The 21,909-nt window shown below is 61.4% G+C and carries 20 protein-coding genes; 13 read left to right on the plus strand and 7 right to left on the minus strand.

The window, feature by feature from the left end; genetic code table 11:
* Positions 1 to 404 precede the first annotated feature (404 nt).
* The gene (locus P3T20_RS29840) at positions 405 to 2,732 is read left to right on the plus strand and encodes an EAL domain-containing protein (protein WP_429288644.1); all 2,328 of its coding nucleotides are present in this window, start codon (positions 405 to 407) and stop codon (positions 2,730 to 2,732) included.
* Here P3T20_RS29840 and P3T20_RS29845 read toward each other — a convergent pair whose 3' ends face one another.
* A complete protein-coding gene (locus P3T20_RS29845; protein WP_429288645.1) occupies positions 2,733 to 3,779 on the minus strand; it encodes a LacI family DNA-binding transcriptional regulator in 1,047 nt (348 codons plus the stop codon).
* 191 nt (positions 3,780 to 3,970) lie between these two features.
* On the opposite strand from P3T20_RS29845, the gene P3T20_RS29850 reads away from it, so the two are divergent.
* The 10 genes from P3T20_RS29850 to P3T20_RS29895 all read left to right on the plus strand — a co-directional run bounded on the left by P3T20_RS29850 (position 3,971) and on the right by P3T20_RS29895 (position 16,454).
* Complete coding sequence (locus P3T20_RS29850) at positions 3,971 to 5,140, plus strand: ABC transporter ATP-binding protein (protein ID WP_429288646.1); 1,170 nt, start codon at positions 3,971 to 3,973, stop codon at positions 5,138 to 5,140.
* A gap of 15 nt (positions 5,141 to 5,155) precedes the next feature.
* A complete protein-coding gene (locus P3T20_RS29855; protein WP_429288647.1) occupies positions 5,156 to 7,144 on the plus strand; it encodes a beta-galactosidase in 1,989 nt (662 codons plus the stop codon).
* Between the two features lie 34 nt (positions 7,145 to 7,178).
* Positions 7,179 to 8,432 carry an ABC transporter substrate-binding protein gene (locus tag P3T20_RS29860; protein ID WP_429288648.1) on the plus strand — a complete coding sequence of 418 codons (1,254 nt, stop codon included), beginning with the start codon at positions 7,179 to 7,181 and terminating at the stop codon, positions 8,430 to 8,432.
* Positions 8,433 to 8,505: 73 nt separating this feature from the next.
* Entirely contained in the window at positions 8,506 to 9,468 is a 963-nt protein-coding gene (locus P3T20_RS29865) for a carbohydrate ABC transporter permease (protein ID WP_074268179.1), read from the plus strand.
* Positions 9,469 to 9,478: 10 nt separating this feature from the next.
* A complete protein-coding gene (locus tag P3T20_RS29870) occupies positions 9,479 to 10,330 on the plus strand; it encodes a carbohydrate ABC transporter permease (RefSeq protein WP_429288649.1) in 852 nt (283 codons plus the stop codon).
* A gap of 205 nt (positions 10,331 to 10,535) precedes the next feature.
* Positions 10,536 to 11,120 carry a hypothetical protein gene (locus P3T20_RS29875; protein WP_429288650.1) on the plus strand — a complete coding sequence of 195 codons (585 nt, stop codon included), beginning with the start codon at positions 10,536 to 10,538 and terminating at the stop codon, positions 11,118 to 11,120.
* 309 nt (positions 11,121 to 11,429) lie between these two features.
* Complete coding sequence (locus P3T20_RS29880) at positions 11,430 to 11,867, plus strand: MarR family winged helix-turn-helix transcriptional regulator (RefSeq protein WP_429288651.1); 438 nt, start codon at positions 11,430 to 11,432, stop codon at positions 11,865 to 11,867.
* Between the two features lie 39 nt (positions 11,868 to 11,906).
* Entirely contained in the window at positions 11,907 to 13,457 is a 1,551-nt protein-coding gene (locus P3T20_RS29885; RefSeq protein ID WP_429288652.1) for an efflux transporter outer membrane subunit, read from the plus strand.
* Between the two features lie 44 nt (positions 13,458 to 13,501).
* Positions 13,502 to 14,791: an HlyD family efflux transporter periplasmic adaptor subunit gene (locus P3T20_RS29890; protein ID WP_429288653.1), complete on the plus strand. Its 1,290-nt coding sequence runs from the start codon at positions 13,502 to 13,504 to the stop codon at positions 14,789 to 14,791.
* A gap of 103 nt (positions 14,792 to 14,894) precedes the next feature.
* Positions 14,895 to 16,454 carry a DHA2 family efflux MFS transporter permease subunit gene (locus P3T20_RS29895; protein WP_429288654.1) on the plus strand — a complete coding sequence of 520 codons (1,560 nt, stop codon included), beginning with the start codon at positions 14,895 to 14,897 and terminating at the stop codon, positions 16,452 to 16,454.
* Positions 16,455 to 16,502: 48 nt separating this feature from the next.
* Here P3T20_RS29895 and P3T20_RS29900 read toward each other — a convergent pair whose 3' ends face one another.
* Positions 16,503 to 16,943 (minus strand): hypothetical protein, encoded by a 441-nt coding sequence (locus tag P3T20_RS29900; protein ID WP_429288655.1) that lies wholly within the window; start codon positions 16,941 to 16,943, stop codon positions 16,503 to 16,505.
* 270 nt (positions 16,944 to 17,213) lie between these two features.
* On the minus strand, positions 17,214 to 17,816 hold the full coding sequence (wrbA, locus tag P3T20_RS29905; RefSeq protein WP_429288656.1) for an NAD(P)H:quinone oxidoreductase: 603 nt from the start codon (positions 17,814 to 17,816) through the stop codon (positions 17,214 to 17,216).
* Between the two features lie 233 nt (positions 17,817 to 18,049).
* Between wrbA and P3T20_RS29910 the strand changes: the two genes are divergently transcribed.
* Positions 18,050 to 18,577, plus strand: coding sequence for a GNAT family N-acetyltransferase (locus P3T20_RS29910; protein ID WP_429288657.1), 528 nt, complete (start codon positions 18,050 to 18,052; stop codon positions 18,575 to 18,577).
* 92 nt (positions 18,578 to 18,669) lie between these two features.
* On the opposite strand, the gene P3T20_RS29915 is transcribed toward P3T20_RS29910, so the two are convergent.
* The gene (locus P3T20_RS29915; protein ID WP_429288658.1) at positions 18,670 to 19,731 is read right to left on the minus strand and encodes an alkene reductase; all 1,062 of its coding nucleotides are present in this window, start codon (positions 19,729 to 19,731) and stop codon (positions 18,670 to 18,672) included.
* An 84-nt stretch (positions 19,732 to 19,815) separates the two neighbouring features.
* Positions 19,816 to 20,118, minus strand: coding sequence for an ArsR/SmtB family transcription factor (locus P3T20_RS29920; RefSeq protein ID WP_074268189.1), 303 nt, complete (start codon positions 20,116 to 20,118; stop codon positions 19,816 to 19,818).
* Positions 20,119 to 20,381: 263 nt separating this feature from the next.
* Between P3T20_RS29920 and P3T20_RS29925 the strand changes: the two genes are divergently transcribed.
* Positions 20,382 to 20,702 (plus strand): DUF4148 domain-containing protein, encoded by a 321-nt coding sequence (locus P3T20_RS29925; protein ID WP_429288659.1) that lies wholly within the window; start codon positions 20,382 to 20,384, stop codon positions 20,700 to 20,702.
* A gap of 304 nt (positions 20,703 to 21,006) precedes the next feature.
* On the opposite strand, the gene P3T20_RS29930 is transcribed toward P3T20_RS29925, so the two are convergent.
* Together P3T20_RS29930 and P3T20_RS29935 are read right to left on the minus strand one after the other, a co-directional pair.
* Positions 21,007 to 21,240, minus strand: coding sequence for a hypothetical protein (locus P3T20_RS29930; RefSeq protein WP_074268191.1), 234 nt, complete (start codon positions 21,238 to 21,240; stop codon positions 21,007 to 21,009).
* A 95-nt stretch (positions 21,241 to 21,335) separates the two neighbouring features.
* Complete coding sequence (locus P3T20_RS29935; protein WP_074268192.1) at positions 21,336 to 21,800, minus strand: Lrp/AsnC family transcriptional regulator; 465 nt, start codon at positions 21,798 to 21,800, stop codon at positions 21,336 to 21,338.
* Positions 21,801 to 21,909: the final 109 nt, after the last annotated feature.

The raw sequence follows: 21,909 nt of genomic DNA on the forward strand, positions 1-21,909 counted from the left end.
TAAATATTTCGCTACCACCGTCCGGCGTGAAGTTATATAGCCTTGCGCACACTGCGCAATAACAGAAGCAAACTTTGCGCGAATTTTTTTCCGATCCGTTACGCATGAAGGCGTACAGGGCGAGGACGAAAACGCACGACCTCGAATTGAAACGGTTTGAGCCCGTTGATCGACGCATAGGACTGTTGTGCGGTTGCATCATTGACGCATCTGCCGCGCCGCGAATAAGTGCTCTGCTAGCCGACGCTTTGCTTGCGGTAAGAGTGACCTGCGCGCCGCCCAGCGGCGTGGCTCGAGCGGCGTCGCTCGCCGCGGAAATTTGTTTTTGATGAGGCATTAATATTTGTCAGACATATGCCGTTAACCAGCGGCAGAGTGACGGAACGAGGCTGACTTCTATCAACATGCTCCCCATCCACGCGCAACACATGACCGATGCCCATTTGCGTGACCGCTTTCATCGACGTTCGCTTGACCAGCAGCGCCCGCTTTCGACGATCACGATGGCGTCTACGGTCGTGGCTGCCCTGTTGTTCGTGCTGGCACGCAGCCTCGTGGCCGGCCCCACCATTTCGATTTCTTACCGGCTCGCCTGTGTCGCGATGCTGGCGCTGCTGGTGGCGGGCGTGCGCAAGGCACGCACCACCGGAATCTTTGGCGCTCTCGGGGTTGGGTTTACGCTGGTGCTGGTGATCCTGATCGCGCTGAACGTCAATGGCCTGAATGAGCCGTTACTGTGGGCGCTGCCGGCCTTGCTGGTGATTCCGATCTGCGCGGCGCCGCTCTGGCTCACGCCGACGCACTTCTTTGCCGGCACAGTCGTGTTCTACGCAAGCGGTTTACCGCTGCTGTTCAGGCAAGGGTATACGCACGATGTGAACGTCGTGACGTTGCTATGGGTGGCGATTGGCGTGCCGACTGCGTCGGTGTTCCATTTCGGCTTCTACTGGTTCCGGCGCGATCACTTCCTGCTGGAGAACCGCCTTGCCGAGCTGGCTGCGACCGATCCGCTGACCGGACTGCAAAACCGCCGTTCGTTCATGGAGCAGGCCGAGCGGCGCCTCTCGACGCTCGCTGAAGGCGTCAAGGTCTGCGCGATTTTTGTCGACATCGACTATTTCAAGTCGTTGAACGACCAGTTCGGCCATGCTGCCGGCGACCAGACGCTTTATGAAGTCGCCCAGGTGCTGATGGATCAGACCATCGCACAGGACAGCGTGAGCCGTATCGGCGGGGAGGAGTTCGCGATCTTGCGGCGCGAGGGGCTGGCGTCCGCGCTTGAACTGGCTGAACGTTTGCGCGGCGCGGTCTCCCGTATCGCTCGCCCGGATGGTTACGTGACTGCAAGCTTCGGCGTGGCCGAGCATCGCACGGGAGAGAGCATCATGGCCTTGCTCGACCGCGCCGACGAAGCGCTGTTGCGCGCCAAACAGTCCGGCAGAAATCGCGTCTGTGCCGAGCGTTCGAGTCCGTTCGATCCGCTGCAGCTACTGTTTGCCGGCGACCCGGCGGACCCGTCGGGAAGCGCACGGCCTAAATGGGAAGACTACTACCTGACGTCGCACTTTCAGCCCCTCTATAGCTTGTCGCATCAGAAGCAGGTCGGCTTCGAGGCGCTGCTGCGCGGCGAGCAGAGCGATGGTTCACTGGTGCCGCCCGCGGTACTGTTTGCGCCCCGGCCGCTCAGCGACGAAGGCGAGCTCGATCGCGCCAGCCACGTGGTGCACCTTGGCAACGCGCAACGGCTGATACCCGACGAAGCGTGGATCTTTCTCAACATCCTGCCGGCCACTTTCGTCGCAGATGGGTATGCCGACCAGCTTGCCGCGATCGTGCGCTCGGCCGCACTCGAGCCGGAGAAGATCGTCCTCGAAATTCTCGAGTCGCATGGCGGCAGCGTCGACGAGATGTCGCGTGCCGCGGCGCGTTATCGTCAGCACGGCTTTCTGATTGCCGTGGACGACTTCGGCGCGGGTCAATCGAACCTGGACCGGCTGTTCCGCATCCGTCCGGACTTCGTCAAGCTGGACGGCGAGCTGATTCGCGCGACGATTCCGGACACCCAGCATTCGATCCTGCCCAAACTCGTTTCCTTGCTGCATCAGGCGGGCATGCTGGTGGTGGTCGAGGGTGTCGAGACGACCGAGGAACTGATTCTGGCCGTCGAGTCGAATGTCGATTTCGCGCAGGGTTATCTGCTGGGCCGGCCGGCTGCCAGAATCGCGCCGCCGGACGCGGTCAACCGGATGATCGACCGCTCGTTCGATGTGATTGCGCAGGGCCGCGCACATCTGCATGCGCTGTTCGAGAACAAGGTCGAGCCGTACCGGTTCGCTTTGCGCAGCGCCGCCGATGCATTGCTGAGCGGCATCGCCATGGAGGATGCGTTTGCCGATCTGTCGCAGCACGACCTCTGCATCAGCTGCTTCATCCTCGATGACCGGGGGCGTCAGATTGGGCCCGAAGTGGCTGGCGTCGCGAGCACGAGCCTTGCCGGCACGTTGCAGCCGGTCTCCGATCCGCGCGATGCGCGCTGGGACCATCGCCCGTATTTCCGCAACGCGGTGCTGCTGCCGGGCGTGCCGGTAGCCAGTAATCCTTATCTGTCGCTTGCGAGCGGACGGCCTTGCGTCGCGGTGACGGTGGCGATCCAGTCGCCGCAAATGCGCTCGGTGGTCGGCACGGAACTCGACTGGTCCGCGCCGCATCTGCCCTGGCCGGCCAGCGAATAGTCAGGAACCCTGAGCGGTGCGAGGCGCGCGTGTCGAGCCACGCACGACGAGCTTTGGCTCCGACGTGACACACATCCGCGGCGCGTCGCCGTTAGCGCGCGCGCCACGCGGCGATGCCTCGATCAGTTCACGCAGCAAGGACACCGCCAGTTCGGCCGCTTCGACAGTCGGCACGGCGACAGTGGTCAGCGCAGGCCGCGATTCCTGGGCGAGCCGGATGTCGGTGATGCCGACCACGGAGAGATCATGTGGCACCTGCAAACCGAGATCGGCGGCTGCATGCAGGGCGCCGAGCGCGGGCAGGTCGTTGGTTGCGAGGATCGCGGTCAGACGGGGATCCGCTTCGAGCAATTCGCGGGTCGCGCGATAACCGCCCTGGGTCGTGTCCGGCGCGTAGCGCACGGGCGAATTCGTGACATCGAGACCGGCAGTGCGCAGCGCGTCGAGGAATCCTTCGTAACGTGCTGCATGGATGCCGGCCACCTTGCTGCCGACGATGGCGCCGATACGCCGATGCCCCAGTTCAAGCAGATGCTGCCCAGCCAGTTGCCCGGCGAGCCTGAAATCGACCGCCACGCAGGGCAGGCCGGGCGGCTCGTTCGGACGTTCCCACATGCACAGCACGACCGGCGCGCCGCGCGCCTCGGTCTTGTGCAGATCGGCGAAGTCGAGATTCGCGTTCATGACCAGCACGCCTTCGGAGAGCGTGCCGGCGATCTGTTCCAGATACGCGCGGCCCGTCAGCGGATCTTCGTTCGTATTGCAGATGATCAGAAAGTGCCCGCTGCTGCGCGCCGCACGCTCGACCGCCAGCGCAAACTCGGGATAGAACGGGTTGGCGATGCTCGAGACCATCAATGCAATGGTTGGCGCACGGCCCTCGGCGAGTGCTCGTGCCGCGAGATGCGGCTGATAGCCGAGCGCTTCGACGGCATCGAGCACCCGTTGCCGGGTCTGCGCGCCGACCCGGCCGCGATTGCGCAGCACGTTCGACACCGTGGCGGGGGTGCAACCGGCGCGGCGTGCGACTTCGCTCAGTGTTGGCATGGTTGTTCAGTATGTGGGACTGTTTCTCAAAATTTGCGTCCGGCATGAAGGCGCGGCACCATTAATCGCACAGACAGCAAGATTTCGGAGACGCTGCGGGCCATTGATCGCACTCGGTCAATTTTTTTCGGCCGAACAGATTAAGCGCTTAATCTCCGACTTCGAGCCGATTAAATCACGGAGACGGAGCAATGGCGAGCATTTCGTTAAGAGGCGTCCAAAAATCGTACGGTGATGGTGCACCCGTCATTCGCGATGTCGATCTCGAGATCGGCGAGAACGAGTTCTGCGTGTTTCTCGGCCCGTCCGGTTGCGGCAAGTCCACCTTGTTGCGCATGATCGCCGGTCTCGAAGATGTGAGCGACGGTGATCTCTTTATCGGCGGTCAGCTCGTCAATGCCGTGCCTTCGGCCCAGCGTGGTGTAGCGATGGTGTTCCAGAGCTACGCGCTGTTCCCGCATATGACCGTGTTCGAGAACATGGCCTTCGGCCTGAAGCTCGCCAAAACGCCCAAGGACGAAATCGACCGCAAGGTGCGGGAAGCGGCGCGCGTCCTGCAACTCGAAGCGCTGCTGGACCGGCGTCCCAAGGCTTTGTCGGGTGGACAGCGGCAGCGCGTGGCGATCGGCCGCGCCATCGTGCGCCAACCCGGCGTGTTTCTGTTCGACGAACCGCTCTCCAATCTCGATGCCACCTTGCGCGGTCAGACCCGCGTCGAAATCGCCCGGCTGCACAAGCAGTTTGCCAAGGCGAGCGTCGTCTACGTGACGCACGACCAGATCGAAGCCATGACGCTCGCCGACAAGATCGTGCTGCTGCACGCCGGCAAGGACACCGAGCGCTACGGCAGCATTGCCCAGATCGGCGCGCCGCTCGAGCTGTATCACCGTCCGAAGAGCCGCTTTGTGGCCGGTTTCATCGGCTCGCCCCGGATGAATTTTCTGCCAGGAAAGGTTGCCTCGATCGACGCCCGCGGCGTGAGCGTGAAGCTCGATGGCAGCGGCGAGACCGTGCGTGTGAGCGTCGACGGGGCAGCGCTCGGTGTTGGGCAGCCTGTGACGTTCGGCGTGCGGCCTGAGCATCTGGAAATGGTCGAAGGGGTTCAGGAAGCCTCTGCCGGCACCGCCCATGAATCTTCGTTGCTGACCCGCGCGGTCTCGCTCGTCGAGCAGCTCGGTGAGCACAGCTATGTCCACCTTGAAGAAGGCGAGGGCATCGTATTGATCGCCAAGGCGCCTGGAGACACGCGCCTGAAGCAGGGCGATCAGGCTGCCTTTCGGGCGCCTGCACCGGTCTGTCATTTGTTCACCGAAGACGGCTTCGCCGTTGCTTCGCTCGAATCCGTCGAACACTACGCATAAAGGAAGGGCACTCGGATGCGCCTTGGAGTCTGTTACTACCCGGAACACTGGCCGGAGTCGATGTGGGAAGACGACGCCCGCCGCATGAAAGCGCTCGGCATCGAACAGGTTCGGATTGCTGAATTTGCCTGGAGCCGGATGGAGCCAACGCCTGGCGAATACGACTGGGCCTGGCTTGATCGCGCCGTCGACGTGCTCGGTGCGGCTGGCCTGCAAGTGGTGATGTGCACGCCGACCGCGACGCCGCCGAAATGGCTGATCGACCGTCATCCAGACATTCTGCCGGTTGGCGTCGACGGCCGTCCGCGGGCCTTCGGTTCGCGTCGTCACTACGATTTCTCGTCGCCTTCGTATTTTGCTGCTTCAGAACGTATCTGCACCGCAGTGGCCGAACGTTACGGCAAGCATCCGGCCGTTGCGTACTGGCAGACCGATAACGAGTTCGGTTGCCATCAGACGGTGGTCAGCTATTCGCGGGCAGCGGTGCTACGGTTTCGCGAGTGGCTGAAGGCGCGCTATCAGACGATCGATGCGCTGAACCGCGCGTGGGGCACGGTGTTCTGGAGCATGGAGTACCGCAGCTTCGACGAGATCGACGCCCCCGTGGCGACCGTGACCGAGGCGCATCCGTCGCACCGGCTCGACTACCGGCGCTTCGCATCGGATGAAGTCGCGCGCTACAACCGCATGCAGGTCGAGATCATCCGTGCGCACTCGCCGGGCCGGCCGGTTGCGCACAACTTCATGCAGTTGTTTACCGAATTCGATCACTACAAGGTCGCTGCCGATCTGGATGTCGCCACATGGGATAGCTATCCGCTCGGTGCGCTCGAAGAGCAGTGGTTTGCGCCCGAACTCAAGGCGAAATGGCTGCGCACCGGTCATCCGGATTTCGCATCGTTCAATCACGATGTCTATCGTGGCATGTCGAAGCTGCCGTTCTGGGTGATGGAGCAGCAGCCGGGGCCGGTCAACTGGGCGCACTGGAATCCGGCGCCGCTGCCTGGCATGGTGCGTCTGTGGAGCTGGGAGGCGTTTGCGCACGGGGCGGGCTGCGTGTCGTATTTCCGCTGGCGTCAGGCGCCGTTTGCCCAGGAGCAGATGCACGCGGGTTTGAATACGCCCGATAACCTGCTGGATCTTGGCGGCAGTGAGGCGGCCCAGGTGGCCAAGGAGATTCACAAGGTGCTGGCCGCGGACGCCGACGCGAATGCGAACGTGCGCTCGAAGGTCGCGCTCGTCTACGACTACGAGGCGAAGTGGTTGTTCGAAATTCATCCGCAGGGTGCGGACTTCCACTATCCGCGCTTTGCGTTCGAGTATTACTCGACACTGCGCGGATTGGGTCTCGATGTCGACGTGGTGCCGGTCGATGCGCCGCTCGATGGCTACAGGATGATTGTCGTGCCGCCGTTGCCGGTGGTGCCCGCGGACTTCGCGCAGCGTCTGGCCCGTTCGGGTGCGCAGGTCGTGCTCGGGCCGCGCACCGGCTCGAAGACGGACGATCTGCAGATTCCCGCAGGGTTGCCGCCGGGGTCGCTGGCCTCGGTATTGCCGATGCGCGTGTGGCGCGTCGAGTCGCTACGGCCCAATGTGGCTGAACCGGTCAGGCTCGCGGGCAGCGCAAGCCTCGATGACGGGGTAGGGCGGCATTGGCGCGATCTGATCGAAACGTCGGAGTCGGCCAGCGCGGCAGCGCTCGAGATTCGCGGCCGTTTCGCCGACGGTCATCCCGCGTATGTTCGGAGCGGTTCGATTCACTACCTGGCGAGCATCTTCGACGAGGTCCTGACGACGCGACTGTTTGCAGGCGTCGCGCGGGAAGCAGGACTTGATGTGACGGCGCTCGGCGACGGTTTGCGTATCAGCCGGCGCGGTGGGTTGGCGTACGTGTTGAATTACGGCGAGCAGCCTCATACGCTCGCGGATGTCGCGGACGATGCATTTGTAATCGGCTCGCGTGAAATCGGGCCGCAGGGCGTGGCAGTTTATCGGACCAGTTAGAGCTTAAAACGACGTAAAAACCAAGGAGACAGGCATGCAATTCAAACTTCGGAAGGTTCTGGTTGCCGTCGCGCTGACGGCGGCCACCGCAGCGGCATCGATGGCCGGCAGCGCGCAGGCAGGCACGCTCGCGATCAACATCGCGTTCAAGGGCGCCAGTCAACGGGCGGTCTGGCAGCAGGTGATCGACGAGTTCAAGAAGGCCCATCCGGGCACGGACGTCAACGTGTCGTTTATCGATGAGGAAGCCTACAAGGTGCAATTGCCTGGCTGGCTGTCGACGGTCTCACCCGACATCGTGAACTGGCACGACGGTGAGCGGATGGCGTATTACGCACAGCGCGGCCTGTTCGAAGACCTGAGTGGAGACTGGAGCAAGAACGGCTGGAACAATACCTACGCCTCGACGAAGGAAGCCTCGTCGTATAAGGGCAAGCAGTACGCGGCACCGACCGTCTACTACTCGTGGGGCATGTTCTATCGCAAGGATCTGTTCCAGAAGGTGGGGATCGCGAGCGAGCCGAAAACGTGGGACGAGTTTCTCGACGCCTGCAAGAAGTTGAAAGCGGCCGGGATTACGCCGATCGCCGTGGGTGGCCGCGATGCCTGGACGCTGGCCGGCTGGTTCGACTATCTGGATCTGCGCCTGAACGGCAACGCGTTCCATCAGAAGCTGATGGCCGGGGAAGTGCCGTACACCGATCCGCGCGTGAAGAAGGTGTACACGACGTGGAAGCAACTGATCGACGACGGCTACTTTATCGACAATTCGCTCTCCTACGATCTGGACGCGGCGCAGCCGTTCCTGTTCCAGGGCAAGGCCGCGATGATGCTGATGGGGACGTTCATCACCGGCGGTTTTCCGGCAAACGTGAAGCCGGAAATGGGCTACTTCCAGTTCCCGATCATCGATTCGAAGGTGCCGACCGCCGAGGATGGCCCGGTCGAGTCGCTGCATATTCCGTCGAAGGCGAAGAACAAGGCGGATGCGCATGCATTCCTGGCCTTCGTCGAAACGCCGGAAATCGGCGCACAGCTTGCGACGGGGCTGGGGTCGTTGTCCGCGAACAGCAAGTCGCCGGAACCGGAAGATCCGATTTCGAAAATCGGCTTCCAGATTCTCGCCAACACGAAGGGCGGCATTGCGCAGTTCTACGATCGTGACATGACCAAGGAGATGGCCGACGAGGGCATGAAGGGGATGCAGCAGTTTATCTCCGATCCTTCGAAGCTCGACGACGTGCTGGCGCAGCTTGAGCAGACGCGGCAGCGTATCTACAAGAAGTAAGGAAAGTACGAGAAGTGAGCGCGGGCGGCTTTGCGCCGCCTGCGCTTGATCGAGATCGAGCAGGAGACTCGCCGTGGTTCACTCCGTCAGCCGTCAATCCATCACCGGCAATGCCGGGCCGGGAGCTTCGGGCTCCTCTGGCAGCGCCTTGCCGCGTGCGGCGAAGCAGCAGCGCGGTCCATCGCCTACGGCGCGCCGGCAACAGCGTGCGGCGTTTGTTTTCCTCGCGCCCGCTTGCGTGATGGTGGCGATCTACGTCATCTGGCCGATTCTCTCGACGATCCGCATCAGCTTTTTCAACTGGGATGGGATGACCGATCCCAGTTTCGTCGGGATAGCGAACTATCTGGAGCTGTTTCATACGCGCGCTTTCTACACCGCGCTAAAGAACAATCTGATCTGGTTATTGCTGTTTCTGCTGGCGCCGCCCATGGGGCTTGCTGTCGCGCTGTATCTGAACCAGGCTGTGGCCGGCATTCGCGTCGTCAAGTCACTGTTCTTTGCGCCGTTCGTGCTTTCAGGCGTGGTGGTCGGGCTGATCTTCTCGTGGTTCTACGATCCGACCTTCGGCCTGCTCGCGCTGATACTCGGGCACGGCGTACCGGTGCTTGGCGATGCGCGTTATGCGACGCCGGGCATCATCTTCGCGGCGCTGTGGCCGCAAACCGCCTACTGCATGATCCTGTATCTGACGGGACTGACCTCGCTGAACAGCGAGCAGGTGGAGGCGGCTCGCATGGAAGGTGCTCAGGGCTGGTCGATGCTATGGCATGTGATCCTGCCGCAACTGCGGCCTACCACCTTCATGGCGATTGTGGTCACGGTGATCGGCGCGTTGCGCAGCTTCGACCTGATCTCGGTGATGACGGGCGGTGGGCCGTTCGAGAGCTCCACCGTGCTGGCGTATTACATGTACGACCAGGCGATCAAGTATTACCGGGTGGGGTATTCCGCGGCCGTCGCCGTAGTGTTGTTCGCGATCATGCTGGTCTACATCGTTTATCACCTGCGGCGGATGCTGCGCGCCGAGCAATAAGGAGCCCGATATGTATCCGATGCCGATCGACAAATGGCGGCCGACCTCACGGCGGTTATACAAGCTCTCGCTGCCGGTGGCGCTGCTGATCTGGCTGCTGCCGATGATCGCTGTACTGGTCACCTCGGTGCGCTCATCCGATGAGCTAAGCGAAGGCAACTATTGGGGCTGGCCGAAGCACTTTGCGATGTGGGACAACTATCGCGACGCGCTGACCACCTCGCCGATGCTGCATTACTTCTGGAACAGCGTGCTGATTACGGTGCCCGCGGTGGCCGGGTCTATCACGCTGGCGGCGATGGCGGGTTTTGCACTGGCTATCTACCGTTTTCGCGGCAACAGTACGTTGTTCGCCACTTTCGTGGCGGGCAATTTCGTGCCGGTGCAGGTGTTGATGATTCCGGTGCGGGATCTGTCCTTGAAGCTTGGGCTGTTCAATACCGTCGGCGCGTTGATCCTGTTTCATGTGTCGTTCCAGACGGGCTTTTGTGCGCTGTTCCTGCGCAATTTCATCAAGCAGTTGCCGTTCGAGCTGGTTGAGGCGGCGCGGATTGAAGGCGCCAACGAATGGACCGTGTTCTTCAGGATTGTCCTGCCGCTGATCCGCCCAGCGCTCGCGGCGCTCGCCATTCTCGTGTTCACGTTCGTGTGGAACGACTACTTCTGGGCGCTGTGTCTGACGCAGGGGGATGAGGCGGCGCCGATCACCGTCGGCGTGGCCGCGCTGAAGGGGCAGTGGACGACGGCGTGGAACCTGGTATCGGCGGGGTCGATTATGGCGGCGTTGCCGTCCGTGGTGATGTTCTTTGCGATGCAAAAGCATTTCGTCGCGGGGCTGACGTTTGGCGCGACGAAAGGGTGACGGCCGAGGTAATGTGATGCGCTGAGTTCGAAGCGATGTTCCGTGTTCTCCTCCGAGAGGGTTGCCCGCTGATGCGGGCTTTTTTTTGCGCGACGCGGTGGGAACCTGTCCCACGCTCGCTGTTGGCGTTAGCCATTTGGACGATATGGCTATGGATGAACGCGCTACATAGAATGGTCAGTTCTTCGAAAAAATTCAGGCAACGTTGCAACTCGAACTTCCGACCATCGATTCACCAACAGAAGTCGCCCACCGCTTTTCTGACATTGCCTATCGCGGAATCCAGTGGGACTTGAGTCATCTCGATCCGTTTGCGTTCAGGGTGGATCTCGGACTCGGTACTGACATTACAGTCCTCGTGCTCTACTCGTGCCATTGCTTCTCGCATAGCATCCAGTGGGATAAACGTCCGCGTGATGCGATACCTGCTCACGAGGTCTACTTCGATGGCAGGGAGCATCGGATTTTGAACCCGCAGCGATACGAACTCTCCCGCCGGTTCCTGCCGGACATGGTCTCCAATCTTTCTAACCGGCGGATCACGATCGCCAACGAGAAGATGCCGAACTTTGTCACTATCGAGAATGTGAATGCGGACGGAACGGCCTCGCTCTATGCTGTCTTTTTCGAGGTGAAAAAGGATAAGAGTCGCAGGTGTCGCCTTGTACTGCGCATACAGTCAGCATATCTGCTGGACAGCGGGCTGACGAACCGCCAGGTGAAAGGCGGGAAGATTGCGTTTGAGACGCTGTTACGCTCTACCTACCTCGGCAAGAGGGTTCGCGGCTGAGGATACAAAGACAAACGGCCACCTTTCGGTGGCCGCCGCATGCGGGGTTCTCTATCTGTCTTTCGACAAAACTCCCACTCCTGGTGGGACCCGGTTGCCCGGGCGGCGCTACGTTTTTCGCACCCGCTTGTACGTAGTTTTCAGGCGACCATGCTATCCGCGATGAGCTTTCTGGTCAAGGGAACTCGGCCTGCGGTGCAACGAGAATCGTCTGATACGGCGAGCGGGGGCTCCTCACCCCCTAAAAATCTCGCTTGACAGTATTTGACATGTCAGATAATCTGCATTGCAACGATCACGGAGTCAGCGATGGATCACTACACGAAAGAACGGTTTCAGTCGGAGGAAAGCATCGGCTTTTTCATCAACAAGGCCCGCAACCTCCTGATCGCGGAGTTGGACAACGCGCTGAAGGACCTGGAGATCACCAGCCAGCAAATGGGCATTCTGCTGTCTATGCAGCGCGGCGTTGCGACCACGCCGTTCGAGTTGTCGAAGTTCCTCGGTATCGACACCGGCCTGATGACCCGAATGCTCGACAAGCTCGAGTCCAAAGGCCTGCTGGAGCGCTCGCGTAGCCTCGAAGACCGGCGGGTGGTCAACCTGACACTCACGAAGAAGGGGCTCGATGTCGCGAATCAGATTCCCGACATCGCACCAACGGTACTGAATCGGCGCGTCAAAAGCTTTACCAAAGAAGAGTTCAAAGAGTTCGGCCGCCTGCTCAAGAAATTCCTTGAAAGCTGAGAGGCATTTTTTTTACCCATATATCTGACAGGTCAGAGAATGAAGTCACAGTTAAATGGAAAGATCGTGGGTTTGCGGCTCGCGAAGGCCAGCGTAACCGTGATCTGCGCGGCGGTGCTGTCGGCGTGCGCCAACTATGCGGGCATCTCCAGCGACAAGGAGATGGCGCAGCCGCAGAGCTTCGCGACCCAGCAGAGCATCCCATCGGATCAGGGCCGCTGGCCGGCAACGGATTGGGCCGATCAGTTCGGCGACGCGCAACTCAAGGCACTGCTGGCCGAAGCACTGCAGGGCAGTCCGACACTCGCGCAGGCTCGCGCCCGTATCGCCACTGCCGCGGCATATACCGAAACGGCGAAGTCGAGCACGCTGCCCAAGGTAGGCGCGAGCTACTCGTTCACTCGCGAGCAGTACTCGAGTACCGCGTTGATCCCGCCACCTTATGCCGGCAGCTGGCAATCGGAAAACGAGGGCTTGCTGACAGCTTCGTACGACCTCGATCTGTGGGGCAAGAATCGCGAGGCGCTCAAGGCTTCGATGTCGCAACTCCAGGCAAGCGAAGCGGATGCGGAGGTCGTCAAGCTGACCTTGACCTCGGCGATCGCGCGCAACTACAACCAGCTGGCCCGGCTGTACGCATTGCACGACATCGCGCAACAGGAGGTCGAGCAGCGCGAGCAGATCGACCGTATCACGGCGGGTCGCATTGCCAACGGACTAGATACCGAAGTCGAGCGCAAAACGGCGCAGGCCAATCTCGCCACCAGTCGCGCCACGCTGGCCTCGTTCGACGGCAGCATCGTCACCACGCGCTATCAACTGGCTGCTTTACTCGGCGCAGGTCCCGATCGCGGCCTGTCGATTGCGAGGCCCACGCTCGGCATTGGCGATGAGGTGCGTTTGCCCGATAACCTCCCGGCCGATCTCGTCAGCCGTCGCCCGGATCTGGTGGCGGCCCGCTGGCGCGTCGATGCGCTGACGCACGACGTCAAGGAAGCCAAGGCTGAGTTTTACCCCGACATCAACCTGAGCGCGGCTGTCGGTCTGGATGCGTTCGGCTTCGGCCGTTTCCTGACCGCAGCAAGCCGCACCGCCAACGCGGGGCCGGCGGTCCATCTGCCGATTTTCGACGGCGGCGAACTGCGCGCGCAACTGAAAGGGCGCTACGCCGATTTTGACGATGCCGTCGCGGGCTACAACCAGACGCTCGTTACGGCGCTCTCGGAAGTCGCCACGCAGCTCGCGCAGATCCGTTCCACCGACACCCAGCTCGGCGACGCCGAGGCTGCCCAGGACGCCGCGCGCAGCGCTTACCAGTTGGCGCTAACCCAATACCAGGCGGGGCTGACGAATCAGCTCACGGTGCTGAATGCCGACACCAATGCACTCGCTGCCGACGAGTCGGTCGCCAATCTGAAGATGAATCGCCGCGATCAGCAGATTGCGCTCGCGCAAGCGCTCGGCGGCGGTTACACGGAGGACGCCGGTGCCAGTGCAGAGGCCAACGCAGGCACTGGTGAACGGTCCAACACAAGCAGCCAGCCGGATGCATCCGCGGCTCGACCCAACCCTGTCGTCGCCGCACGCTAAGGCGCGTTTTGCGACACCTTCATTCTTTGCCTGGAGTCATTGAAATGAGCGATACAACCACTATCGAGCGCGCGCCGGCCCAAGCCGGACAACCCGAGCAGACCGGACAGCCCGAGCAGGCTGGCCAGGGCGACACGCAGAATCCCGGCAAGCGCAAGCTTATGCTGATACTGCTGGCCGCCACTGTCGCGGTGGCCGGCGCTGCCTACGGTGGGTACTACTACACGATTGGGCGCTTCGAGCAATCTACCGACGACGCCTATGTAAGCGGCAATCTCGTGCAGTTGACCCCGCAGGTCAGCGGTACTGTGGTTGCCGTCAACGCGGACGACACGCAGATCGTCAAGCAGGGTGATCCGGTGGTCACGCTGGACGGCGCCGACGCAAGGGTCGCACTCCTGAACGCCGAGGCGACGCTCGGCCAGACCGTGCGGCAAGTCAGCGGTCTCTATGTGAACAACGACTTCTACGCGGCAAACATCGCCCAGCGCGAGTCGGACCTGGCGCGCGCGAATGACGATCTGAAGCGTCGTGAAGCCGTGGCCGGAACGGGGGCCGTGTCGGGAGAGGATATTTCGCATGCTCAGGACTCCGTCAGGTCCGCAGAGGCGTCGCTCGAGGCAGCGCGTCAGCAAGCCGAAGCAAATCACGCGCTGACCGACCGTACCACGATTGGCCAGCATCCGGATGTCCAGGCCGCGGCGTCGAAGGTGCGCAACGCTTACCTAGACTACGCACGCAATACCTTGCCCGCGCCGGTGACCGGCTATGTCGCGCGTCGCTCGGTGCAGGTCGGCCAACGTGTTGCCCCAGGCACACCGCTGATGGCGATCGTACCGCTCGACGGGGTGTGGGTTGATGCGAACTTCAAGGAAGGGCAACTGCGGCACATGCGCATCGGTCAACCCGTCACATTGACGGCTGATGTCTACGGATCGAATGTCCAGTATCACGGCAAGGTGGTGGGCTTTTCGGCCGGCACTGGCGCGGCCTTCGATGTATTGCCGGCGCAGAACGCCACCGGCAACTGGATAAAGGTCGTGCAGCGGCTGCCGGTGCGCGTGCAACTGGACCAGCACGAACTTGATGCGCATCCGTTGCGGATCGGTCTGTCGATGCAGGTCGAAGTGAATACACATGACGAGTCCGGCACCCAGTTGGCCGCTGCAGTCAACACGACGTACCGCACGGATGTATTCGCCCAGTACGGCGCGGCAGCCGAGGCCCAGATCGAGCAGATCATCGCCCAGAACATACCGCTCGGCCAGGGTGCATCGAAGAGTACTCCGCAGAAGATCGCCGTACGTCACGCGACATCGCGGAACGCCGGTTGACCTTCAACAGCCCACACAGACGCCAATTTTTTTGCCGTATTAGCTGACAGGTCAGATAGACGTGCACGCTCTCTGACCGTCGATCCTTCCGACGGGTGATGAAATGAATCAATCGACCAATCCCGCTGCACTCGCACCGCTCTCCGGCGGCAAGCTCGTGCTGGCGACTCTCGCCGTGGCGCTGGCCACTTTCATGAACGTGCTGGACTCGTCGATCGCGAACGTCGCGATTCCGACCATCGCCGGTAACCTCGGCGTATCGGTGGACGAGGGGACCTGGGTGATCACGCTGTTCTCGGCCGCCAACGCGATCTCGATTCCGCTCACCGGGTGGCTGACGCAGCGGGTCGGACAGATCAAACTGTTTGTCTGGGCGATCCTGCTGTTTGTGGTGTCGTCGTGGCTGTGCGGCCTCGCGCCGAACCTGCCGGTGCTGCTTGCAGCGCGGATCGTGCAGGGCGCGGTGGCCGGTCCGCTGATCCCGCTGTCGCAAGCGATTCTGCTCGGCTCCTATCCAAAGGAAAGGAGCTCGCTTGCGTTGGCGCTGTGGGCGATGACTGCGACTGTCGGTCCGATTGCCGGCCCGGTGTTAGGAGGCTGGATCACCGACAGCTATTCATGGTCATGGATCTTCTATATCAACATTCCTGTAGGCATCTTTGCCGCGGCGGTGACGTGGGCCATCTATCGCGAGCGCGAAACGCCGACCAAACGTCTGCCCATCGACAAGGTAGGTCTACTGTCGCTGATCGCCTGGGTGGGCTCGCTGCAGGTGATGCTCGACAAAGGCAAGGATCTCGACTGGTTCAACTCGCCGGTCATCGTCGCGCTAACGGTGTTCGCGTTGATCAGTTTCGCTTTCTTTCTGATCTGGGAGTTGACGGAGAAAAATCCGATCGTCAACTTGCGGTTGTTCGCAGGACGAAATTTTCTTGGCGGAACCGCGGCGATTTCGGTGGCGTATGCCGTGTTTTTCTCGAACCTCGTGCTGTTGCCGCAATGGATGCAAGAGTATCTGAACTACCGCGCCGTCGATGCGGGTCTCGTCATGGCGCCACTCGGCATCTTCGCCGTGCTGCTCTCGCCGGTCATCGCGAAGCTCCTGCCGCGTTCCGATGCCCGCGTGCTTGCGACCCTGGCGTTCCTCGGTTTTGCGGCCGTGTTCTTCATGCGCTCGGGTTATACGACGGGCGTCGATACTCGCACGCTCGTGCTTCCGACTTTGCTGCAGGGCTTCCCGACCGGCTTTTTCTTTGTGCCGTTGACCGCGATCATTCTCTCGGGACTACCTGCCGAGAAGATTCCCTCTGCGGCTGGTCTGTCGAATTTCGTGCGCGTGTTTGCCGGCGCCGTAGGGACTTCGCTAGCGAGCACAGGCTGGAACAATCGCCAGATCCTGCATCACGCTCGCCTCGCGGAACAATCGAGCGTCGACAATCCAACCTTTGTTTCCGGGATCGATGCAGTGCAAACGACACTCGGCGGTGGTTCGCATCAGGCGCTCGCATTCTTCGAACGTTCGCTCGACGCGCAGGCGGCCATGCTTGGCCTCAATGACATCTTCTGGCTCTCAGCGGTGATCTTTATCGCCATCATTCCGCTGATCTGGTTGACGAAACCGGGTAAGGGCAGTGCGGATGCAGCGGCTGCCGCTGCGCACTAAGCAGTCCCGATCGTGCTGCCGCGGCGCGTGGTACTACGCGCCGCTCGCTCAATGGCTTTTTATATACCAGGTCGCATAGCTGACGACGAGCGCGACCTTGCACACGCATTCGACTAACGAGAGCGTGAACAGCTCGTGCGAGATCGTGTATTCGAACGGTAGCGTAGAGGCGACCGCGAACACGCTCGAAGCGCAGAGGAAAACAAACAGGGTGCGTGCATACCGAACCCCGAAAAATGCCGCGGCACCGACGGCCAGTAGCAGGCATTTGGCGAGCATCAGCGCGAGGAAGCGCGTGAGGCCATCAGTGGGATTCAGTTCCCAGGGTGTTTCGACGATCGACCATGCACACACCAATGCGATGCAAACCAGCATCGCGCGTCGCGCGAGCGGGGCGGCCTGTGCAGGCGACGCCGGTATGTGTTGCTCGTGTGCGGCGTCGATGTGCGCGCGGCGCATGTGACCGTCCCATGTATCTTCAACGTTCATGAGTTTCTCCGTCAACGGACCGTGCTGTTTACGCAGTCTGCTTGATATAAGACGGCAACCCAAATTAAATTTTGTTAAACCCCCCAATTTTATGGAGGTTTTTTTGTTTTGGGCTTATGTCGCGGTCTCAGGTGAACGTTCTGTGTCAGCGCGGTGACACAACGAAGCACTCATTTAGTGTGACTAGTCGGCGCGCGCGTTGCTCACGTGTCGCGCGCCGCGTTGGCATTCACGGCCCTCTGCGTTCAGGCCGCGCTCGTGCCAGTGCGCTTAACTAGCCAACTTCGCCGCGATTCCGGCAACGTGTTTTCCCTGGTAGCGCGCGATTTCCAGTTCGTTCTGCGTTGGGTGGCGGCTACCGTCTGCACCTGCCATCGTTGTCGCGCCATAAGGTGTGCCGCCCGTGATCTCGTCCATTTTCATGAGTCCTGCACATGCGTACGGCACGCCCACGACCACCATGCCGTGGTGCATCAATGTGTTATGAAACGAGGTGATGGTGGTCTCCTGGCCGCCGTGCTGCGTGCCGGTCGAAGCAAACACGCTGCCCACCTTGCCGACCAGCGCTCCTTTCATCCACAGGCCGCCGGTTTGGTCGAGGAACGTGCGCATCTGGCCGGCCATATTGCCGAAGCGTGTCGGCGTGCCGAAGATAATGGCGTCGAAATTCGCCAGATCGTCGGGTTTGGCTACGGGCGCCTTCTGGTCGAGCTTGACGCCGTGAGCCGCCGCCTGATCGGCCGGAATGGTTTCGGGCACGCGCATGACCGTGACCTCGGTGCCTGGCACCGAGCGGGCGCCTTCGGCCACTGCTTCCGACATGGTTTCAATGTGGCCATACATCGAGTAGTAGAGAACCAATACTTTCGCCATGATGTCTCCTGGGGTGAGCGGCCGCGCCTGACGGGGAAGTGATGCGTTTGAACGGCCTGCGCATCTAACAGTAGCACCGCTTTTGCGCGCGTGGGCGTAACTTGTGTGCGCGTGGAGCGCCTGGCCGGCGTTGTCGTTGGGTAACTGATCTGCAGTGAAGCCGGGTTTTGGAGTGTGCGACACTGCCTTCTGTTAGTCATCTGTAGCGGACGCTTATGCTGGATCCGTTTGCCATGAGTTATCGTTTTGCTGTGCCCGATGAGGCAGAGGTGGTGCGGGCGATCGAGTACGAAGCCGCGCAGCGCTTTGCTACGGTCGGCTTGACCGGCATTGCGGACGCCCGGCCGATGAATGCGGACTTTGTGCGCCGGAAGATCGAGGCGTCGGAAATCATCGTAGCGGTGAACGATACGGGGAACTGTGTCGCTTTTGTGATGTTCGCGCGATTGGCGAAGCGTTTCTATATCGAGGAACTCGATGTTCTGACCACATGGTCGGGGCGGCGCATCGGGGCCAGGCTGATCGACGAGGTGGCCGTACTCGCCCGTCGCGCGGGTGTGCCGCAGCTGGTGCTATCGACGTTTCGCGATGTGCCGTGGAATGCGCCGTACTACCGGCGACTGGGTTTTAGTGTGATCGAAAGCGAGCGCCTCGATGCGAAATTGCGGGCAATCCGCGCCGCGCACGTGGCGCGCGGGCTTGACGAAACAAAACGGGTTTTTATGTACCGCGATGTGACTGCGGCGGACGCAACCGGGTAACACATTCCGGTTGCGTTCGCCGCACGTTCAGGCGTGACTTGCGCTCATTGCAACGCGCGATGCAGTGCCTGTTGCAGCACGTGTTCCTGCGCTTATTCCACCGTTTCCAGCGCCGGATAATCCGTGTAACCCTCTTCGCCTTCGGCGTAGAACGTCGCCGGATTCGGCTGGTTCAGCGGCGCATTCAGTTCGAAGCGGCGCGGCAGATCCGGATTGGCGATAAACAGCTGACCCCACGCCACGGCATCCGCTTCGCCTGCGTCGAGCACCTGTTGTGCGGACTCCTTCGTGAATCTTTCATTGGCAATGTACGGGCCGCCAAACGCCGCCTTCAGTTGCGGGCCGAGGCGGTTCTCGCCGAGCGCTTCACGTGCGGCGATAAACGCGATCTTGCGCTTGCCGAGTTCACGCGCGACATAGCCGAACGTCGCTGCGGCGTTCGAGTCGCCCATCGTGTGTGCGTCGCCGCGCGGCGCGAGGTGCATGCCGACGCGATTCGCGCCCCAGACTTCGATACACGCATCCACCACTTCGAGCATCAGGCGAGCGCGGTTTTCGATCGGGCCACCGTATGCGTCGGTGCGCTGATTCGTGCTGTCCTGCAGGAACTGGTCGAGCAGATAGCCGTTCGCGCCATGCACCTGAACGCCGTCGAAACCAGCGGCTTTGGCATTTTCAGCACCCTTGCGGTAAGCCTCGACGATGGCGGGAATCTCGGCCAGATCGAGCGCGCGCGGCGTCACAAACGGACGCTGCGGACGCACGTGGCTCACGTGGCCTTGTGGCGCGATTGCGCTCGGCGCAACCGGCAGGTCGCCGTTCAGGAAGATCGGGTCCGACACGCGGCCGACGTGCCACAACTGCAGGAAGATCTTGCCGCCTGCCGCGTGAACCGCGCTGGTGACAAGCTTCCAGCCTTCAACCTGTTCCTGCGACCAGATACCCGGCGTTGCCGCGTAACCCACGCCCTGTGGCGTGACCGAGGTGGCCTCGCTGATGATCAGGCCGGCCGAGGCGCGCTCGGCGTAGTACTTCGCCATCAGTGCGTTCGGCACGCGGACGTCGCCCGCGCGTTGACGCGTCAGCGGCGCCATGATGATGCGGTTTTGCAGCGTGAGATCGCCAATTTGCAGCGGGTCAAAAAGCGTCGGCATAAGTATTCACCTTTCCTGGCGGGCAGCGGCCCGGGACGATAAGAACAGCGTGATGAAAGAAGCGCGGCGAGGCAGACGCACGTGTCAGAGATCCGTGTTCATGTGCTCGAGAAACGCCTGGATGACGGGCTCGTTGCGTTTGAAAAACACCCACTGGCCGACCCGCTTCGACGTGACGAGGCCGGCGCGCTGCAATGCGGCCAGGTGCGCCGACACGGTGGACTGCGACAGTCCGCAACTTGCGTCGATCTTGCCGGCGCACACGCCGTGATCGAGTGGCAACTCCTGATCGGCGAAGTGCGCTTGCGGGTCCCGCAGCCGCGCCAGAATCTCGCGGCGGATGGGATTGGCTAGCGCCTTGTGGATCGCGTCGATGTCGATGGTCATCAGTGAGGTTTCAGTCATGAACAGCGGTACAGGGGCCGAAGCGGCCCGGCATCTGCATCGCAACCGGGCGAATTATATATCGGATATTTGCGATATGCGTCAAGCCACTACTGTTGATGAGGTTGATTGACGCCCGCAGATCAGGGGCGCGATGCCACGTATTCGGATACATTGACGGTTCCCATGCTGAGGTTTGATTGGGAATCGTATGAAGCATCGACGAGATATGGCTTTTAAATCCTGCATTCGACTGGAGATAAACAATGACCTTTTCACCTTCGAAGAAAATGGCAGTCCTCCTCGCATCGGCCGCACTCATGATCGGATCGGCTGCACCTGTGTTCGCCCAAAGCAGCGGGGGCGCTTCCGGCGGCGACGCAGCCGCTGCGCCGGCGACCCCGGCGTCGGCAACCACCAAGGCTCAGCGAAAGGCGGCGCGCAAGCAGGCGCGGGCGAAGAAAAACGCCGAATTGAAGAAACTGGAGGCGAACGGCTATAACCCGTCGCGCAATGATCCCAACTATCCGACAGACCTGCAGAACGCGGAGAAGAAGGCGGGGGCCGGTCAGGCTGCGAGTCAGTAAAAGCGGGTAAGGGCGGGCGCGTTGTGCTTCACTTGTGCTTCACAACGACGCCTGTTTTAGCACGTTCATCAATCGCCCTTTTTCCTGCGGGCGCTCGGCATGACGCGCACGGAGGGCGAGCGCGCAAGTAGGTGATGGCCGGGTCGTCAAGCACGGATTAGAGGGAGTAGGGCAGGCGCATGAACGCAACTAACGGTCAAGCCCGCCGGCGCCACCCGAATTCGCGGCGGGCGGGGACGCGATCCAAAGCCTCCTCCACCGCGCGAATCTCAGCGGCTACGCAAGATTGCGACAGCTAAGCCACTCACCGGTTGCCGTCAAGCAGATCTCCGAGCAATTCGTCGAACGCTGCTTGCGCATCTTCCAGTTCCTGCAGTGCCGCGTCGAAGGTCTGCAGCGCGAATTGCGAGGGGCGCCCTTCGCCGGTGGGCGGAAATTGCGACTGCAGGGAAGTGAAAGCCGACTGCACGCGTTGTGTGGCAGTCAGTACGCGCTCCATCGCGCGCGATTCTTCGGCTCGCGCCTGTTCGTGATTCATCGAGAAAACTCCGTGGTTCATCCGGCGAGAACGTCATGCCGTGCCGTACCGGCGACTATGCCACGACTGGTGGGCGGCGCGCACCATGCCACGGATCAGACGAACGGCAGGCCGCCATTGGACTTGATTTCGCGTAGCGACAGCGAAGATTCCACGGATGTCACACCCGGCAGGCTGCGCAGTTCGTCACGCATGAACGTGCCGTAGTCATCGAGATCGCGCGCCACCACCTGCAGCACGTAATCTGCGCTGCCCGACACGTTATGACACGTGAGGATGCGGGGAATCGCCTGCACTTCGTGCTCGAAGCGGGTCGCCACCGCGCGATCGTGCACCGCGAAGCGAACATAAACGAACGCGACTACGCCGAAGCCGAGCGCCGAACGCGACAGCATGGCCCGGTACCGCTCAATATAGCCGGCGCTCTCAAGACGCTTTAGCCGACGAGCGCAAGGGGTCTCGCTGAGGCCGACAACCTCGGCCAGCCGGGCGTTGGATATGCGGCCGTCATTTTGCAGCGCGGCCAGGATCGCGCGGTCGATTTTATCGAGGTCGTCCATTGAAAGGGGAAAGATCTACTGGATTCCAGCATGTTAGCGCATTCCCCCAGCGTACTGAGATTTGTCTATGTAAATCGCCAGAAAACCCTCGTACTTCGACAGCAAGATA

It is taken from the genome of Paraburkholderia sp. GAS206C (genome assembly GCF_050435645.1).
GTDB lineage: Bacteria > Pseudomonadota > Gammaproteobacteria > Burkholderiales > Burkholderiaceae > Paraburkholderia > Paraburkholderia phenazinium_B.

Bases quoted from the DNA above. Each gene is read 5' to 3' on its own strand.
- P3T20_RS29890 (WP_429288653.1), top strand. From the start codon at position 13,502: ATGAGCGATACAACCACTATCGAGCGCGCGCCGGCCCAAGCCGGACAA.
- P3T20_RS29930 (WP_074268191.1), bottom strand. From the start codon at position 21,240: ATGAATCACGAACAGGCGCGAGCCGAAGAATCGCGCGCGATGGAGCGC.
- P3T20_RS29845 (WP_429288645.1), bottom strand. From the start codon at position 3,779: ATGCCAACACTGAGCGAAGTCGCACGCCGCGCCGGTTGCACCCCCGCC.
- P3T20_RS29915 (WP_429288658.1), bottom strand. From the start codon at position 19,731: ATGCCGACGCTTTTTGACCCGCTGCAAATTGGCGATCTCACGCTGCAA.
- P3T20_RS29895 (WP_429288654.1), top strand. From the start codon at position 14,895: ATGAATCAATCGACCAATCCCGCTGCACTCGCACCGCTCTCCGGCGGC.
- P3T20_RS29840 (WP_429288644.1), top strand. From the start codon at position 405: ATGCTCCCCATCCACGCGCAACACATGACCGATGCCCATTTGCGTGAC.
- P3T20_RS29880 (WP_429288651.1), top strand. From the start codon at position 11,430: ATGGATCACTACACGAAAGAACGGTTTCAGTCGGAGGAAAGCATCGGC.
- P3T20_RS29855 (WP_429288647.1), top strand. From the start codon at position 5,156: ATGCGCCTTGGAGTCTGTTACTACCCGGAACACTGGCCGGAGTCGATG.
- P3T20_RS29925 (WP_429288659.1), top strand. From the start codon at position 20,382: ATGACCTTTTCACCTTCGAAGAAAATGGCAGTCCTCCTCGCATCGGCC.
- P3T20_RS29885 (WP_429288652.1), top strand. From the start codon at position 11,907: ATGAAGTCACAGTTAAATGGAAAGATCGTGGGTTTGCGGCTCGCGAAG.
- P3T20_RS29935 (WP_074268192.1), bottom strand. From the start codon at position 21,800: ATGGACGACCTCGATAAAATCGACCGCGCGATCCTGGCCGCGCTGCAA.
- P3T20_RS29850 (WP_429288646.1), top strand. From the start codon at position 3,971: ATGGCGAGCATTTCGTTAAGAGGCGTCCAAAAATCGTACGGTGATGGT.
- wrbA (WP_429288656.1), bottom strand. From the start codon at position 17,816: ATGGCGAAAGTATTGGTTCTCTACTACTCGATGTATGGCCACATTGAA.
- P3T20_RS29910 (WP_429288657.1), top strand. From the start codon at position 18,050: ATGAGTTATCGTTTTGCTGTGCCCGATGAGGCAGAGGTGGTGCGGGCG.
- P3T20_RS29900 (WP_429288655.1), bottom strand. From the start codon at position 16,943: ATGAACGTTGAAGATACATGGGACGGTCACATGCGCCGCGCGCACATC.
- P3T20_RS29920 (WP_074268189.1), bottom strand. From the start codon at position 20,118: ATGACCATCGACATCGACGCGATCCACAAGGCGCTAGCCAATCCCATC.
- P3T20_RS29870 (WP_429288649.1), top strand. From the start codon at position 9,479: ATGTATCCGATGCCGATCGACAAATGGCGGCCGACCTCACGGCGGTTA.
- P3T20_RS29860 (WP_429288648.1), top strand. From the start codon at position 7,179: ATGCAATTCAAACTTCGGAAGGTTCTGGTTGCCGTCGCGCTGACGGCG.